This window comes from Treponema pectinovorum, from assembly GCF_900497595.1.
Classification (GTDB): Bacteria; Spirochaetota; Spirochaetia; order Treponematales; family Treponemataceae; genus Treponema_D; species Treponema_D pectinovorum.
Genome location: NZ_UFQO01000007.1, coordinates 15,731 through 31,010, shown reverse-complemented (window position 1 = coordinate 31,010; position 15,280 = coordinate 15,731). Strand labels below are relative to the sequence as shown.

Sequence of the window (15,280 nt, the reverse complement as noted above, 5' to 3'; positions counted from 1 at the left end):
ACAAAAATGAAAATCTATTTTATTCCAGACGATGTTCGCGTGTTGATTTTTGACATCGATTCAACGCTTTACACAAACGAAGAATACGCGCACGAACAGATTGACAGCCAGATAAGGCATTTTGCTGCATTGCGAGGAATTACAGCGCAACAAGCAAGGGCGATGATTGCAGATTTTAGAAAAGAATGGGCGGCAAATCATTCTAATCAAAAGATAAGCCTTGGGAATCTGCTCACTCATTTTGGAATTTCAATCGAAGAAAGCATAGAATGGCGAAAAAATCTCTTTAATCCTTTTGAATACCTCAAAAAAGACGAAAGATTGATAGAAACACTAAAAAACCTTTCAAACCAATTTTATTTAATCTGCGTAACAAATAATCCTGTTCTTCCAGCAAAAAAAACATTGGAAGCTCTCGGCGTTTTAGAGTTTTTTCCAAACGTGATTGGGCTTGATTCAACAAAAAAATCAAAACCCGCAAAAGAAATTTTTGACCTTGCCGTTAACCTTGCAGAAAAACACACAGCGCAAAAAATAAAATACAAAAATTGTATAAGCATTGGAGACCGCTACGACATTGACCTTGCCCTGCCTTTAAAATTGGGGATGGGTGCTATCTTAGTCGATGGCGTTAAAGATGTGTACGAGTTGCCCAACTTTTTGTAGTTCTATAAAATCTTCTTATAAAGAATCAAAAATTTGGTATCGAAGGTCAGTTGTGTTATACTAGACATCAGGTATTTTATGAAAATAACAAAATTTTCACGACATATAAAATTAGAAAACGATGGGCATTTGCAGATTTTTTTTATAGGAACTGGCAGTGCTTTTAACAAATTGGATTTTCAAAACAACATACTTGTAATAAAGGGAGATACTCATCTTTTAATAGACTGCGGCAATCTCTGTCCTTACGCTTTAAGCACCTATAACACTCCTGTTTCAAAAATAAAAAATATATTGCCAACTCACTCACACGCAGATCATATTGGCGGCTTGGAAGAAATCGCTTTTACAGGGATGTACCTCGCTCAACACAAGCCAAATATGATAATAACCGACGAGTACAAAAAAATTCTCTGGGAAGGCAGCTTAAAAGGTGGCTGTGCATACGGCGAAGAAAAGTTGCAAGACCATTTTATGACTTTCGACGACTATTTTAATCAATTAAAACCACAGCAGGCAAAGGGAACTCCACGTCCAATGTACGACATAACCTTGGGTTCTCTATCTCTTCGCATTTTTAGAACGGTTCATGTTCCAAATGGTTCTAACGACTGGAGCAAGATTTTTTACTCGATTGGAGTTTTGATTGACAACAGAGTTCTATTTACTGGCGACACGATATTTGACAAGCCACTGCTCGACTGGATGGAAGAAAACTACAACATTGAATGCATTTTTCACGACTGCCAGTTTTACAGAGGAGGCGTTCACGCTTCTTACGACCAGTTAAAAAATCTTCCGCAAAAAATTAAATCCAAGATGTACCTTTGCCACTATGGCGAAAACCACAAAATATTCAAGATAAAAAAAGACGGCTTTGCAGGCTTTGCAGAGCGCGGTTTATATTACAATTTTTAATCAAAAATAAAGCCGATTGTAATTTTTAGCGATTTTTGATAGACTTCTGCCATTCGACTCTGTAGCTCAGTTGGATAGAGCATCCGCCTCCTAAGCGGAAGGTCGCGCGTTCGACTCGCGTTGGAGTCAAAAAAAAATCCCACTTGCATCATTTTTTGCAGAGTGGGATTTTTCGTTTTAATATAAAAAACGATTTTTAGTCTTTACAATAGATTATAGAGCCTAAAACGATTAGGTGGCTTGCAAAATTCCAAAGCCATTCAAGAAAATTCTTTGCTCCACCGTTAAAAATTCCTCTTTTTCCGATAAAGTCAAACAGAACAATCGCTACAATCCAAACAATCATTATGATAAACATCAAAATATTGTCTAATTTTCCCAAATCTCCAATAAAAAGTTCAAGAACAAGGTAAAGTCCAGCTAAAAGTTCTACAACAGAAAATGCCAGTGCCAGAATTTTTCCTAAATCTCCACTAAATACATCCCTTATCGCTTTTACTCCAAAATCTCCGCCACCTTGAAGTCCCCAAATTCCTCCGATTGCAAGCATCAATCCCAATGCAATCTGAATTATAATTTTGGTCAAAGAATGATTTTTTGCTTTTGCCATTTTATACTCCTTATCTGCAACCGCAGACAAAACTGATTATATCATTTATTAAAAAAAATATTCTATTCCGAAACAAATTAAAAAAAATCACGCAATAATTGAGAAGTTGATTTTACTGGGCGGCTTTTTGCTCCACGTTGTTTTGCAAAAAACAGGCTATTCGCACTTCGCGGACTAACCGCCGCTCATCCGTCGTTCCGACGGACTAAAGGTGCTACTATCCTTGCCGCTTATTTTGACTTTAAAATAAGCAATACAAAAGCAACAATAAAAAAAACAGAAGGAACAATAAAAAACAGAAGCGAAACTATAGATATTCCAAAAAAATTAGGTTCGGAATTTCCTGCAATGCCAAGTTTTACCAAAAGTTCGTAAACCAAAGCCGCATACGAAATTATAAAACCAGAAGCAAGAGCCATCCAAACAACATCTCTAGTGCGATTCCACACAGATATTGCGAGAAAAGCTATTACGCCACCCAAAACAAGTTTTATAACATAAAAAACGATTTCCGATTGCAGCATTTTACTTTCTCCAAATATTAAAGCTCAAAAGGAGATTTTTCTAGTTTACGAAAAACACCAAAATCAGCACCAAATGGCACTATACTGGGATTTGAATAAATTGGGCTTATAACAAGCTCACATTCAAGGCAATGCTTTACAAAATCCGCATACTTTTCGACTGGCACTTTTGGAAAAAGATACGGTCCTTTTCGTATAAAATATTTTGTCAAAACCTTGTCGTAAATAAACCAGTTTTTTTCCTGCCTGACTTGCAATGCTTTTATCAAATCGTAAACGCTGCGTACAATAGCGGCTTCCAATGGAGCAGGAAGTTTTATATTTTTAAAGTTCATCGATTCATCAAAAAATGGAACAACATCTTCTTTTACTGCCAAAACCCACAAATTGCACGCCCATGAAAGTGGCGGAGCGACCACAACGCAGTCAATATCCTGCCAAACTGTATCTGTAGAGTTCCATGGTCTGTAAACGCTCGTGCTGTCTGCACTAAAAAAAAGTGCCGTTTTTAACGCTTCTTCTTTTGAATTAAAAACCAATGTCAATCGCTCGGAATTTAAAAGTTCACTAAAGGTTTTGCTCAATCTTGTTTTTTTTGAATTTTGTGAGCGCACATTAAAATCGGTTATAAAACTTCCGCTTACCCCTCGATTAAGCACATTTTTAAAGATTAAAAACGCACCAGTTCCTTCATTGCCCCAACCAAGAATCGCCCTTCCGCCTTCTAAAAAAAGATCCGTAAGGCGAACTCCTTTTGCTGTGTACAAAAAATTTCCACGCGCACGTTTTACAGTTCCGTATCGAGAATATATTTCGTTTGCAAGTTCGTCCACTTCCGACATTTTTATCAAACCAATTTAGAAAGTTTTTCTTGAACAAGTTTAGACGCTATAGTTGGATTTGCTTTTCCCCTAGACTCTTTCATAACCTGCCCCGTAAGCCAACCCAAAACATTTGTCTTGCCGGATTTAAAATCTTCTACAGCCTTAGGATTTTCACCTATAACTTTATCGACAACCGCTTCTATAGCACCGCTGTCCGAAACTGTTTCCATTCCTTCTTCTTTTATAATCTGCAAAGGCATTTTTAGGTTTTCAAGCATCTTTGCAAAAACAATTTTTCCCTGCGCACCAGAAATTTTATTATCCGAAATCGCATTTACGAGTTCTGTTATGTGCTTTGGAGTGATATTAACTTCTTCAATCGTTTTTCGCTGGTCGTTTAAAACCGCAAGCAATTCCGCTAAAATCCAGTTTGCAACTTTTTTTACATCCTTTGCTCCTGTTGCAGCTTCTTCAAACCAGATTGAAAGCGCTCTTGTCGAAGTCAAAGTTTCAACATCAAAATCCGAAAGTCCATAATCCTTTTGAAATCTTATTCTCTTTGCTTCTGGCAACTCGCCTACACGAGATTTTGCACGCTCCAAAAGTGCTGGGTTTACGGAAAAAGGTTTTATATCCGGCTCAACAACAAAGCGATAGTCAACAAAGGAATTTTTTGTACGCATTATTTGAGTAACACCATTTGCTTCGTCCCAGTTCATAGTGTTTTTATAACCAGCGTTGAATTCCTGCCTGTCTTCCTGAAATTCCTTTAACTGCCTCTGTGCTTCGTAAGCACAAGCTTCTCGAATAGCCTTGAATGAGTTTAAGTTTTTTATTTCTGAAATTGGAGTGTGATAGAGTTTTCCGTCTTCCCAAATATTTAGGTTGATATTTGCATCGCACCTCATATTGCCTTCTTCCAAATTTCCGTTTGTTACTTTTACATAGCGTAAAATTTCCTGCACAGTTTGCATAAACAAAGCCGCCTCTTCTGGAGAAGTCATATCTGGTTTTGTTACGATTTCAATCAACGGAGTTCCAGAGCGATTGTAATCGATATAAGAGTGAGTGCCTGGCAAATGGAGTGACTTTCCAACATCTTCTTCAAGGTGAATGCGCTCTATTCTAACGCGGCGATATTTTTTGCCAGAATTTTCTATAATGCAATTTTCACCTTTAAAATTATTTGGTCTAAAGTTTTTCCCGCCCTCCTGTTCATCCTTGGAATAATGAGATAGTGGCAAATCAACAAAGCCGTCTGCACAAAGAGGAATATCATATTGAGTTATCTGATATCCCTTTGCCAAATCCGGATAAAAATAATGCTTGCGGTCAAATTTTGTATAATCGGCAATACTGCAGTTGAGTGCCATTCCTGCAACTGCTCCTAATTCTACATACCCCTTTGAAATTCTAGGCATTGCCCCTGGGAGGCCAAGACAAACTGGGCAGACCCTTGTATTAGGCATACCACCGTATTTATTTTCGCAAGCGCAAAATGCCTTTGTTTTTGTAAGAAGTTGAGTATGGATTTCGCATCCTATTACAATTTCGTATCTATCTATTGCCATGTTTTTCTCCAAATTTTATCCGCAGTAATAAAAACTATTCCTTTACAGGAACGCCACAACCCTTGTGCTCTTCTTCCCAGGCCTGTGCGGTCTGCAAAACTTTTAATTCATCAAACATCTTCCCTATAAATTGAATACCCACTGGCATAAGAGGTGATGAACTTTCTTTTGAAGTGAATCCTGCTGGAACAGAGATTGAAGGTATGCGTGCAAGGTTTACAAAAGTTGTAAACAAATCGCTCAAATACATAGCAAGAGGGTCGTCAACTTTTTCGCCTAATTTAAAAGAAGGTGTTGGGCAAGTTGGGCAAAGGATTAAATCGTAACTTTCAAAAAGTTTTGCAACTTCTCTCTGTATGCGAGCGCGAACGCTCATTCCTTTTTTGTATGTTTGGCCAGAAAATTGTTCCGAAAGCACATAATTACCTATTATTATGCGGCGTTTTACTTCTTCGCCAAAGCCTTGTGAGCGAGTATCGATGTAAAGTTTATCGTATCCACCACCTTCGTCCACGCGGTTTCCGTAGCGAATTCCATCAAAGCGGCTCAAATTTGACGCAGCCTCCGAAAGCGCTATTACATAGTATGAAGCGATTGAAGCATCCAAAATCGGAAGGTCTACAACTTCGATTTTTGCTCCTTTGGATAAAAACCACGATTTTACATCTTCAAAAACCTTTGCAACATCTTTATCCATGCCCTTGGCGTGTTCAAACTGTTTTGGAACAGCAATCTTTAATTTTGAAACATCTTGTGCTTTTAAATCTCTTAATTTTTGAAAATCTGTAAGGTCACTAGAAGTGTCGTCGTAAAAATCTACACCTGCCATAACAGAAAGCGATTTTGCAATGTCTTTTGGATTGTGTGCAACGATTCCCACCTGGTCCAGTGAAGAACCATAAGCGACTACGCCCCAGCGGCTTAAAACTCCGTAAGTTGGTTTAAAACCGTAAACTCCGCAGTAACTTGCAGGCAAACGAACTGAACCTCCAGTTTCTGTTCCCAAAGCAAAAAGCGCCTGATTTGCGCTGACCGCTGCACAAGAGCCACCAGAAGAACCCCCTGAAACATAGTCGCGATTTATAGGATTCCTTGTAGGACCATAAACAGAATATTCTGTCGAAGAACCCATCGCAAATTCGTCCTGATTGCACCTGCAAAGTGGGATTGCACCTGCGTCCTTTAAACGATTTATTACAGTTGCATTGTAAGGCGCCTTGTAGCCTTGTAAAATTTTTGAAGAGCAGGTAAGTTTTTTGCCTTTTACAGAAATGTTATCTTTGTTTGCAAATGGAATTCCTAAAAGTGGATATTTTTCAAAGAGGGAATCCACATTGCCAGCTTTGATTGCATCCTGGATTTTTTTGTCGGCATCGCCTGCAAGTGCAAGAACGTCGTCGTAAATTTCTAAAAATGCATTGAGCGGTTTTTCTGAACCTTTGTCTTTTTCAAAATTTTCTATTGAATATTGAACCAATGCGGTTGAAGTTGTCTTTGCAGTTTTTAATGCGTTAATCGTTTCTTCGATTGTAGTGTACATATAGTTTCCTATTTTTATTTTGAATCGCATTGATTTGCGAACAAAAAATTTTGCGTTAGGGTATGGAACCCCGAAGTTGTGGCACGCATTTTGGCTTTTGCGGGTCACAATGAGCGTTAGCGAAGGGTGGAACACCCGGCGGTGCGGATTTTTCCGCACCGAAACGCCCCTATATTTTTAAGCACCTTCGCCCAAAACTTTTGGAACCTGAAAGTAGCCGTCCATAAATTTATCTGTAATCTGCTTTACATCTGGAATTTCAAGACCTGCAACAACCGTGTCGTCGCGAAGATTTTCAGAATTCGTTGAAGGATATGCGTCGTAGGGATTTTCCAAGTCGTCATACTTTGAAAGAATCTCAAAATATCCAACGATTTCGTCGACCTGCTTTTTTAGAGTCGCCATTTCGGTGCTTTCAGGAGAAAGCCTGCTCAACTGCAAAAGATTTTCAAGAGTTGTCTCGTCTACTGTTTTCATACGGTTATTTTAATGAAAAGCAAGGTTTTATGGAATATGAATTGTTTGCATGGGGGATGCGTATATGTGTGTGGGGGCGGATGAATGGGGAAGATAGCTTGAATAAAAAAAACGCTCAACTATAAAAAAAATGCGTGTGCGGATTTGAGTTTTATGTTCCCAAAAATGCACACGCTTGCTTTTTATTTAAAATCTTTAACTTTTTTAATTTACGATTATGCAGCCAACCAATAACTTGTCGCCTTTTGTTATAGTATGCAAGCCAGCAGTTAGAGTTTGAGTTACAGTGCAGTCTGCGCCTGTTACATGAGAAGTGTTGTCAATTTTTATATTTTTGCCAGCAGTGTCTGTAACTATTGTAACATTTGATTCTGCTGCAAGATTGATTTTAATTTCTGTTGAAGACTCCATATTTACGCAGTGGTCATAGGTAACACCGTTGTAAGTGATTGATTTACCCTTTTTTATCTTCCAAGAACCTGTAACAGAAGCGGAAGAAGCAGTTCCACTTCCTGTAAAGGTTATGATTGTTCCTGCTGTTGCACCTTGTTCGCCTGAGCCACTGCCACTTCCCTGCCCAGAACCACCTTGCTCTCCTGTACCGCCAGAGCTTCCTGAACCACCCTGTTCGCCAGAACCAGGATTCTCGCTACCAGAGTTTGAAGTTCCACCCTGTACAGCAATCATCTTTGACTTATAGCCAACAACCTTTGCTTTTAAAGCTGTATCAACATCGTAACTTGTGTCATCGCTATCTTTAAAAGTCCATTCAAAGTCTCCACCGTAAAGCCTTCCTGCATTAAGGATAACCTTTTCTTTTGCAACTTCTGGCTCGTCTATGTCGCTTTCGCTAACGCCCAAGTTTACAGAAGTATCAAAGTTAGAATATTTAAAACCGCCGTTTACAGTTACTGCATCGCCTGGCACTTTTTCGCTTCTTGATGAAACTTCGTAAGCGTCAAATTGAACTTTTGTGTCGATTCCGCTTGGAATTGAACCAACTGCACCCTTTGTTATGTTTGTTCCTGTTCCGCTATATGGCCAATAAGAAGTTACATTTATGGTGTCTACAATCTTGTTGTTGTATGCTTTTATAAAACCGCCTGCTTCTTTTGAGAAAGTTGCATAGTCATTGCTTTGAGCAGGAGTTCCTGCATAAATGTCGTTGCCTTGCATAGAAGACAGCATTGGGAATTTACAGTTGCGGAAGTAGTTGCCCTCGACAAAGAGATTGCTGCCTGTTGTTGCACCTGCTCCGTATTTTGCGTTTCCGTCGTAGTAGTTGTTGTATACGTGTACGCTCATCGACCTTACGCGAGGATGGCGTGAATCAGAATGGTCGAACCAGTTGTGGTGATAAGTTATATAGTTAGGCCCTGATTCGCTTTTCATACCACACAAAGACATCTTTCCAGAATCCCAAAAGTGATTGTATGAATATGTTTGGTATTTAGAATCTCCTTTTACATCTAATGAGCCGTCGCCTTTTGCTTGGTCAGCATCGCCTCCAACAGAGCCGTAGAAAAAGTCCATATTGTGAACCCAAGTGTAGAGGTTATTTGTATCCAAAGAAACTCCATCGTCTGCAAAGCACATTACTGCAAAATTTCGGAGTTCTACATATTTACTATCTCTGCACAAAATTCCAAAGCCCCAAAAAGTTGCATCGTTTCCAATACCTTCAATGGTAATTCCTTTGTCAGAAGTGTTTTTTACTTGCAAACCTTCTTTATTAGAACCCCACATAGATTGAGGGAAATCTTCGCTTGTAATAGTACCCACAATTCTTATGCAAAGAGGAACAGTCATCTTTTTTAAATATGACTCTGAAAGAATTCCTTGTAAGCCTTCAGAGGTTTTACTTCCACCTCCTCGTGTTGTTTCATAAGTAATTGTTTTAGCATTATCTTTATGGACATACATAACTATTGCGCCGTCTTTTAAAGTTCCATCTGCTTTGTAAGCTCCAGGAGTAGTTGCGCCTGTAAAGGCAAAACCTGATCGATCGTAATTTTCTACAGATGCAATCGCACTAACAGATTGGGCGCCTGTTTCTGTTCCAGAAAGAGTTCCAACAATTTTAAATTGATACGTTCCAGAAGAAAGTCCTACAGCATCTGCTCTCCAGTGATCTACGGTTGTACTACCTGCACTTGCAGCGTATGAGCGAACCAAAGGAGAATCCAATTTCGTCCAAGAAGAATCTCCAGATTTTTGGATGTATACATTGTAACCATCGCAAGAAGATTCTGGTGTCCATTCTACATAAGCGCTTTCAAACGAGCCTTTTACGCTATTTATTGTTATAGCCCCTTGAATTGCTGAATTATCTATTACAGAAAGGTCAAAAGAGTTTGAAACAACGCCACTTCCGTCTGTCGCTGTTGCTGTTATAGTAGTGCTTCCAACTGACAAACCAGTAAGTTTTCCTGTAGCATCCACTTTTGCAACATCCTCATTGGAACTATTCCAAAGCAATGCTTTATTAGCAGCGTCTAAAGGCTTAACTGATTTTGTAAATGTCATTGAGCCGTCTTTTGCGATAGTCGCATTTCCAGAAATTTCTATTGAAGAAACAAGAATTACAGTAGCATTACCGCCGTTGTTATCGTTGCCGGAGTTGCCACCATTGTTGTCGTTACTGCCTCCGTTATTGTTATTATCATTGCTGGAATTTCCAGTGTTGCCATTATTGTTATTGTTTCCGGCATTACTGTTATTATTTGTATTGATATTCCCGCTGTTATTGGTATTTCCGCCAGTTTGAGTGCCTGAACCACCGCCGCCAGAATCCGTTGCACAGCCAATCGCAAAAACCAAAATTGCACTTATGAAAAATATTTTTAAAACATCAAAATATTTTTTCATGATTTTCCTCCTTTTTTATTCCTTAACTTTTAAAGCTGTCTTAAAATTTTTCGTTATCAAAGACAATTCAATCTTAATGCAAAGTAGATATAAAAAAGTATACAGAAGTTTGGAGAATTACGACATTGTTATAGTACAGTTTAATTTTTATTTTTCAAAAAAGGATGTTCGTTTTTTTAATAAAATTTAAAATGTAGAAAAATATCAGACATATTTTGGAATTATAATGCAGGATTTTGTATGACTTTGCCAAAAAAATGATTTTGAGAAATTAAAAAAAACAATTTTTTAAATAATGAATAAATACAATTTGTTAATCTTTTATGATTAAAAGAGCGGAAGGTTGATATTTTGGAAGAAAGGTTTTTGAACTACCGTTTTCAAAAGTTACAAAGACTTTAAATTCGCCGTCTTGTGTAGTTTGGGTGGATGTTATCGTTCCGTAGCCATAATCATCGTGGTAAACCTTCGTTCCACGGCTGTATTTGTGTTTTACAGAATCGCTTTCTGTATCAGGATGACTTAAGCCGAGTTCTCCATAATCGCCCTTATGAGAAAAATTTGATGAATCTTCTTTTTTCTTAAACCCAAATGGAATATGTCCTATGATTTTTATCCTGTCCGCTTGTATTTCCTGCAAAAATGGGCTGGGGATCATATATTCAACTCGCCCATACATTCTTCGCACAGCACAAGCCGTAAAATACAATTCTTCTCTTGCCCGAGTTATTCCCACATAGCAAAGTCGCCTTTCTTCTTCCAGCTCATCGCCGTATTTATCCTGCCGAGGAAAAATGCCAAATTCCATCCCTGTCATAACGACCCTATTAAACTCAAGCCCCTTTGTGTTGTGAATCGTAATCAATGTAACCTGCTCAGTTTTTTCTTCCTGTTCAGATTCTGTGGTGCGGTCCAATTCTATATGTTCCAAAAAATCAAGCAAGCCTTGGGTTGTGCATTTGTAAAGAACTGCGTAATTTGAAAGTTCTTGAATATTCAACACTCGCTGCGTTCCAGAAATTTCATCCTGGCTTGCATGATGTTCCTTTAAACCAGATTTTTCGGCAATTAAATCCACCAGCACAGAAAGATTTTCAACTTTGTTTATGTTTTTATGTGTCGATTCAGCTTCGTTTTCTAAAGGATTTTCTAAAAGTGCAAGTTCAGAAAGTTTTTCTTCAATTTTTTCGTTTGCTTCATTTCCTAAATCGTTCGCTTTTAATTTTTCCTTAAAAATTTCCATAGAATCTATAAAAGCAGAAAGTCCGCTATTTGCTTTTTTGGAAAATGTTGGCAAAAGTTTTTTGCAGGTCTCTAAATAATCGATTGCTGTCTTTCCGTCTGAACTTTCATCGTAAAGCGAATTTCTAAATTCCTGCACGATTTTTTCCTGGCTCGTAGCTCCAATTCCTCGCGCAGGTTTATTGACAATCCGTCTGAATGCAAGTTCATCCTTTGGATTTGCAAGTAACGCAAGATAGCAAAGCATATCCTTTATTTCTTCCCGCTCGTAAAATTTGAGCGAGCCCACAATCGTATAAGGGATTTTTTGCCGCAAGAATTCTGCTTCAAAGCCCATCGACTGCGCATTTGTCCTGTATAAAATTGCCCAGTCGCTATAAGGAATTCCCATCTTATGAGTTTCTAAAATCAATTCTGCACAAAAACTTGCTTCGTCATCCTGATTCGGCAAAAATGCCAGCACAGGCTTTTTTCCTTCGCCGCGCTCTGCACGCAAAGTTTTACCGAGTCTTCCAGAATTATTTTTTACAATGTCCCCTGCAACATTTAAAATCTGCGAATATGAACGATAGTTGCTTTCCAAACGGATTATCTTTGTATTTGGAAAATGATTTTGAAATTGCAGTATGTTCTGAATTTCTGCTCCACGAAATTTATATATGCTTTGGTCATCGTCGCCAACAACGCAGACGTAAGTTCCTGTTCCAGCAAGAGTTTGCAAAAGCCGAAATTGAGCAACGTTTGAATCCTGATATTCATCTACCATTATCACTCTAAAGCGATTTTGCAAACGGTTTCTTACTTCTTCATTTTGCTCCAAAACCAGCATCGGAAGCAAAATTAAATCGCCAAAGTCAACATTTCCTGTTTCGCGCAAACGATTTGTATAATTTTTGTAGATTTGAGGGAAATCCTTATCTGGCTCAAATTCTTTTAACTTAACTTCATCATCTGGCAAAATGCAAAAATCCTTGCAAAGACTTATAAGGTGCGCATAATGCGAAGCCTGATTGCGAGTTAAGTTAGGATTTGATTTTGCAACCAAAGTTACCATATCGTCGTCATCATAAACCGTAAAATTTGATGAAATTCCTGCAACTTGCGCATATAATCGTAAAAACCACGCTCCAAAACTGTGAAAAGTTCTTATCTGCGAATAATTTGCCATGGGTTCTAGATTGATGGCGCGCTCTAGCATCTCGTTGGCTGCTTTTTTTGTAAAAGTTACAGCAAGAATCTGACGAGGGTCGACTTTTTTTTCTGCTATTAGATAGGCAATTTTTGTAGTTATTACGCGAGTTTTTCCAGAACCAGCACCTGCTAAAATCAAAAGAGGAGAACCTTCATGTTCAACTGCTTCTCTCTGTTCTGGGTTTAATACTTTAAGGTAATCTTCCATCCGCTTTGCATTAAGTGATTAACCACTTATTTCCTGAGCAAATTCTAGTTTAGGCTGTTTTATTTTTTTGTTTAAAGGGCTGTCTGCAACAAAATCGCCATTTAAATCGACCGAACCTGCACTGTTTATGTGAACTCGAACGAGTCTACCTGCACGAACAGCCTCCAATTCCTTTGGATTTGAACGGTCAAAATTTACAACAACGCTTCCGTCAACTTCTGGTGCCTGAAACCAAGCCCGACCAATCGCAATTCCTTCGTTTGGAGAATCTTCATTTTTTGATAAAACTTCTTCTATCAAAACGTCGTAATCTTTTCCTGTGCGAGATTTTAAACGCTCTTCTGTAATTTTTTCTTGAGTTGCAACAAGTTTTTGCGAGCGTAAGAGAGCGGTTTTATGCGGAACCTGTTTTTTAAAATCGTATGCTGGAGTATCGTCTTCCCTCGAATAAGGAAAGCATCCAGACCAGTCTGTGCGAGCTGCACTCAAAAAATCCAAAGTATTTTGTGCCTCATCTTGAGTTTCTCCAGGAAAGCCTGCCAAAAAAGTTGTCCTTATAGCCGCCTCTGGAAAATACGAGCGAATTTTTTCGATTATGCCAATGTAGTCTTTTCTGTTTCCAGTTCGGTGCATTTGAGAAATTATTCTATCATCGCCGCTTTGAAAAGGTATGTCAAAATAAGGCAAAATCCTTTCATCATTTTTTATAACAGGAAGAATGTCTTCGTTAAAATGATCTGGATGAATATACAAAAGCCTTAAACGAAATTCGCCATCTATCGAAGAAATCATTTTTAAAAGAGCGCAAAGTCCGGATTCTCCTGCCTTGCTTTGCTCTAAAAATGCGTCCGAGCCAGGAGTTCCATTTGGAAGATAGGTGCGCCCATTTCCAAAAACATTGTCCTCCGAACCAGTTCCATAGGCTGCCAAATCTTGCCCAATAAGATTTATCTCGTAAATGCCTTTTGATACAAGCTCTTTTATCTCTTCTATAATTTCTGTGGCAAGGCGAGACCGCAATTCACCGCGAATTAATGGAATTGCACAAAATGAGCAGCGATTGTTGCATCCTTCCGTAATTTTTACAAAGGCGGTTCCTGCAAATGAAAGCAAGAGATTTCTCTGTGCTCCACAAACTCCTTTTTGAGCAAATTTGTGAACAGGGCGCTTGTTTTCCATAACCGCTTTTGCGGTCTGCACAACATTTGAAAGCTCCCCGTTCCCAAAAAATCCGTCTGCTTCTGGCAAACTTTTATCTAAATCTTTTGCATAGCGTTCTGCAAGACAACCTGCCAACAAGATTTTTGCATTTGGATAGTCTTTTCTTGCAGACAAAACCGCATTCAAACATTCAGCTTTTGCGGATTCTATAAAGCCACAGGAATTTACGATTATCAAATCTGCTTGTGCTGGGTCAAAAGTTTGAATCCACTCGTTTGTAGAAGTCAGATGAGAGATTAAAATCTCCCCATCAACTTGATTTTTTGCACAGCCGTGCTGATCTATAAAAAATTTACTCGATTTCATTTATCACCAATTTGTATTTTCCGTCGGTGTCTTTTATCCAGCGTATATCTTGAACAATAACTTCGCCGGCCTTTGTTACGCCCAAATCGTAAGTTTTAGAATCGGCAAAAATCTGCAATTTTACGGTATTTCCGTTAGAAATCCACATTCTAACTCCATTGTTTGCAGTCATATTTACGGTGTCGCCGTTTGCAAAATAATCTTCTTCAGCATCTTTTCTATCTACTCTATAACGGAACACACAACCTGCTCTAAAATCCGCACGAATTGTAAACGGATATGCTCTTGTGTCTTCAAAAATTACAATTCGTTTTTTATTTTCTGGCAAGTCTTGTGCATTTGGAATTTCGGAAGTTTTTGTTTCGCCTAAAACCGCATTTTTTTCGCTCTTTAAAAGAATTCTCACTTCCGCTCCTCTGTCATTTGAATCCGAAGAAACATCAGAAACGTAAACAATCATTTCTGGAACGGAATCGCCGTCAACATCGACCTCAAGTTCTTCCGAAAGTTCTATATATTGAATGCCCGCCGGAGTTTCTAAGCCCAAAGTATTTTGAGTATTCGCAACTGTAACAACAACATTTCCAGCAAGAGTTCCCAAAATCAACTGATCACCTTTGTATAAGCGTGCTTGCAAAGGTTTTTCTGAAAGTTCATATCGCTTTGTTCCTACAGATTTTTGAAGCGAATACTCAGAAGCGTTTTTTGAAGTCTTGTGTTTTGCATAAAAAATTGCTCCAAAAACTCCTGCCAAACAAAAAACGCAAACAAGCGCGATTATAAGAGGAAAAACATATTTTGGCCTTTCATGAACGATAAGACCTGCCGGCACAGGAGATTCTTGCAAAACTTTTGAATGGTAAAGTTGAAGAAGTCTTGGAGTGTCGAGTTCAAGATACTCCGAGTAATTTCTCAAAAAACCTACAAGATAAGGCTCTCCAGGAAACGCTGCGGAATCTTCTTCTTCAAGAGCTTTAAGATAATTCGAAGCGATTGAAGTGTCTCTGGAAATCGTATCAAAATCCAGACCTTTTTCTTCTCGCTTTTTTCTTAAAATTGCTCCGTAACTTTCCATTGCGTTCCCACCTTTTTTGAAATTAGAAATTAGTTGAAT

General features: G+C 38.5%; 12 protein-coding genes and 1 tRNA gene. 3 read left to right on the top strand and 10 right to left on the bottom strand.

The annotated features are described in order from the left end of the window. The first annotated feature begins 6 nt into the window (after nucleotides 1-6). From FXX65_RS09125 to FXX65_RS09115, 3 genes are all read left to right on the top strand, one after another. Entirely contained in the window at nucleotides 7-666 is a 660-nt protein-coding gene (locus tag FXX65_RS09125) for an HAD family hydrolase (RefSeq protein ID WP_147616009.1), read from the top strand. 78 nt (nucleotides 667-744) lie between these two features. Then, nucleotides 745-1,584, top strand: coding sequence for an MBL fold metallo-hydrolase (locus tag FXX65_RS09120; protein WP_147616008.1), 840 nt, complete (start codon nucleotides 745-747; stop codon nucleotides 1,582-1,584). Between the two features lie 55 nt (nucleotides 1,585-1,639). After that, nucleotides 1,640-1,713: transfer RNA gene (locus FXX65_RS09115), tRNA-Arg, on the top strand. 67 nt (nucleotides 1,714-1,780) lie between these two features. Here FXX65_RS09115 and FXX65_RS09110 read toward each other — a convergent pair. From FXX65_RS09110 to FXX65_RS09065, 10 genes are all read right to left on the bottom strand, one after another. Next, entirely contained in the window at nucleotides 1,781-2,194 is a 414-nt protein-coding gene (locus FXX65_RS09110; protein ID WP_147614148.1) for a hypothetical protein, read from the bottom strand. Nucleotides 2,195-2,424: 230 nt separating this feature from the next. Next, nucleotides 2,425-2,718 (bottom strand): hypothetical protein, encoded by a 294-nt coding sequence (locus FXX65_RS09105; protein ID WP_147614149.1) that lies wholly within the window; start codon nucleotides 2,716-2,718, stop codon nucleotides 2,425-2,427. Nucleotides 2,719-2,735: 17 nt separating this feature from the next. Beyond that, nucleotides 2,736-3,560: a hypothetical protein gene (locus tag FXX65_RS09100; protein WP_147616007.1), complete on the bottom strand. Its 825-nt coding sequence runs from the start codon at nucleotides 3,558-3,560 to the stop codon at nucleotides 2,736-2,738. 5 nt (nucleotides 3,561-3,565) lie between these two features. Beyond that, nucleotides 3,566-5,113, bottom strand: a complete 1,548-nt coding sequence (gene gatB, locus FXX65_RS09095) for an Asp-tRNA(Asn)/Glu-tRNA(Gln) amidotransferase subunit GatB (RefSeq protein ID WP_147616006.1) — start codon at nucleotides 5,111-5,113, stop codon at nucleotides 3,566-3,568. A gap of 34 nt (nucleotides 5,114-5,147) precedes the next feature. Beyond that, nucleotides 5,148-6,653: an Asp-tRNA(Asn)/Glu-tRNA(Gln) amidotransferase subunit GatA gene (gene gatA / locus FXX65_RS09090; protein ID WP_147616005.1), complete on the bottom strand. Its 1,506-nt coding sequence runs from the start codon at nucleotides 6,651-6,653 to the stop codon at nucleotides 5,148-5,150. 177 nt (nucleotides 6,654-6,830) lie between these two features. Further along, nucleotides 6,831-7,130 carry an Asp-tRNA(Asn)/Glu-tRNA(Gln) amidotransferase subunit GatC gene (gatC, locus tag FXX65_RS09085; protein WP_147616004.1) on the bottom strand — a complete coding sequence of 100 codons (300 nt, stop codon included), beginning with the start codon at nucleotides 7,128-7,130 and terminating at the stop codon, nucleotides 6,831-6,833. 204 nt (nucleotides 7,131-7,334) lie between these two features. Continuing rightward, the gene (locus tag FXX65_RS09080; protein WP_147616003.1) at nucleotides 7,335-9,998 is read right to left on the bottom strand and encodes a pectate lyase family protein; all 2,664 of its coding nucleotides are present in this window, start codon (nucleotides 9,996-9,998) and stop codon (nucleotides 7,335-7,337) included. Between the two features lie 313 nt (nucleotides 9,999-10,311). Then, the gene (locus tag FXX65_RS09075; RefSeq protein ID WP_147616002.1) at nucleotides 10,312-12,639 is read right to left on the bottom strand and encodes an ATP-dependent helicase; all 2,328 of its coding nucleotides are present in this window, start codon (nucleotides 12,637-12,639) and stop codon (nucleotides 10,312-10,314) included. A gap of 18 nt (nucleotides 12,640-12,657) precedes the next feature. Further along, a complete protein-coding gene (gene rimO / locus FXX65_RS09070) occupies nucleotides 12,658-14,166 on the bottom strand; it encodes a 30S ribosomal protein S12 methylthiotransferase RimO (protein WP_147616001.1) in 1,509 nt (502 codons plus the stop codon). Next, nucleotides 14,153-15,241, bottom strand: coding sequence for a helix-turn-helix domain-containing protein (locus FXX65_RS09065; protein ID WP_147616000.1), 1,089 nt, complete (start codon nucleotides 15,239-15,241; stop codon nucleotides 14,153-14,155). The genes rimO and FXX65_RS09065 overlap by 14 nt, the downstream gene beginning before the upstream one ends. Nucleotides 15,242-15,280 lie beyond the last annotated feature (39 nt).

What these genes read in the sequence shown, in the direction of transcription:
- gatC (WP_147616004.1), bottom strand. Translation starts at nt 7,130, where the DNA reads ATGAAAACAGTAGACGAGACAACTCTTGAAAATCTTTTGCAGTTGAGC.
- gatA (WP_147616005.1), bottom strand. Translation starts at nt 6,653, where the DNA reads ATGTACACTACAATCGAAGAAACGATTAACGCATTAAAAACTGCAAAG.
- gatB (WP_147616006.1), bottom strand. Translation starts at nt 5,113, where the DNA reads ATGGCAATAGATAGATACGAAATTGTAATAGGATGCGAAATCCATACT.
- FXX65_RS09100 (WP_147616007.1), bottom strand. Translation starts at nt 3,560, where the DNA reads ATGTCGGAAGTGGACGAACTTGCAAACGAAATATATTCTCGATACGGA.
- FXX65_RS09080 (WP_147616003.1), bottom strand. Translation starts at nt 9,998, where the DNA reads ATGAAAAAATATTTTGATGTTTTAAAAATATTTTTCATAAGTGCAATT.
- FXX65_RS09105 (WP_147614149.1), bottom strand. Translation starts at nt 2,718, where the DNA reads ATGCTGCAATCGGAAATCGTTTTTTATGTTATAAAACTTGTTTTGGGT.
- FXX65_RS09125 (WP_147616009.1), top strand. Translation starts at nt 7, where the DNA reads ATGAAAATCTATTTTATTCCAGACGATGTTCGCGTGTTGATTTTTGAC.
- rimO (WP_147616001.1), bottom strand. Translation starts at nt 14,166, where the DNA reads ATGAAATCGAGTAAATTTTTTATAGATCAGCACGGCTGTGCAAAAAAT.
- FXX65_RS09120 (WP_147616008.1), top strand. Translation starts at nt 745, where the DNA reads ATGAAAATAACAAAATTTTCACGACATATAAAATTAGAAAACGATGGG.
- FXX65_RS09065 (WP_147616000.1), bottom strand. Translation starts at nt 15,241, where the DNA reads ATGGAAAGTTACGGAGCAATTTTAAGAAAAAAGCGAGAAGAAAAAGGT.
- FXX65_RS09075 (WP_147616002.1), bottom strand. Translation starts at nt 12,639, where the DNA reads ATGGAAGATTACCTTAAAGTATTAAACCCAGAACAGAGAGAAGCAGTT.
- FXX65_RS09110 (WP_147614148.1), bottom strand. Translation starts at nt 2,194, where the DNA reads ATGGCAAAAGCAAAAAATCATTCTTTGACCAAAATTATAATTCAGATT.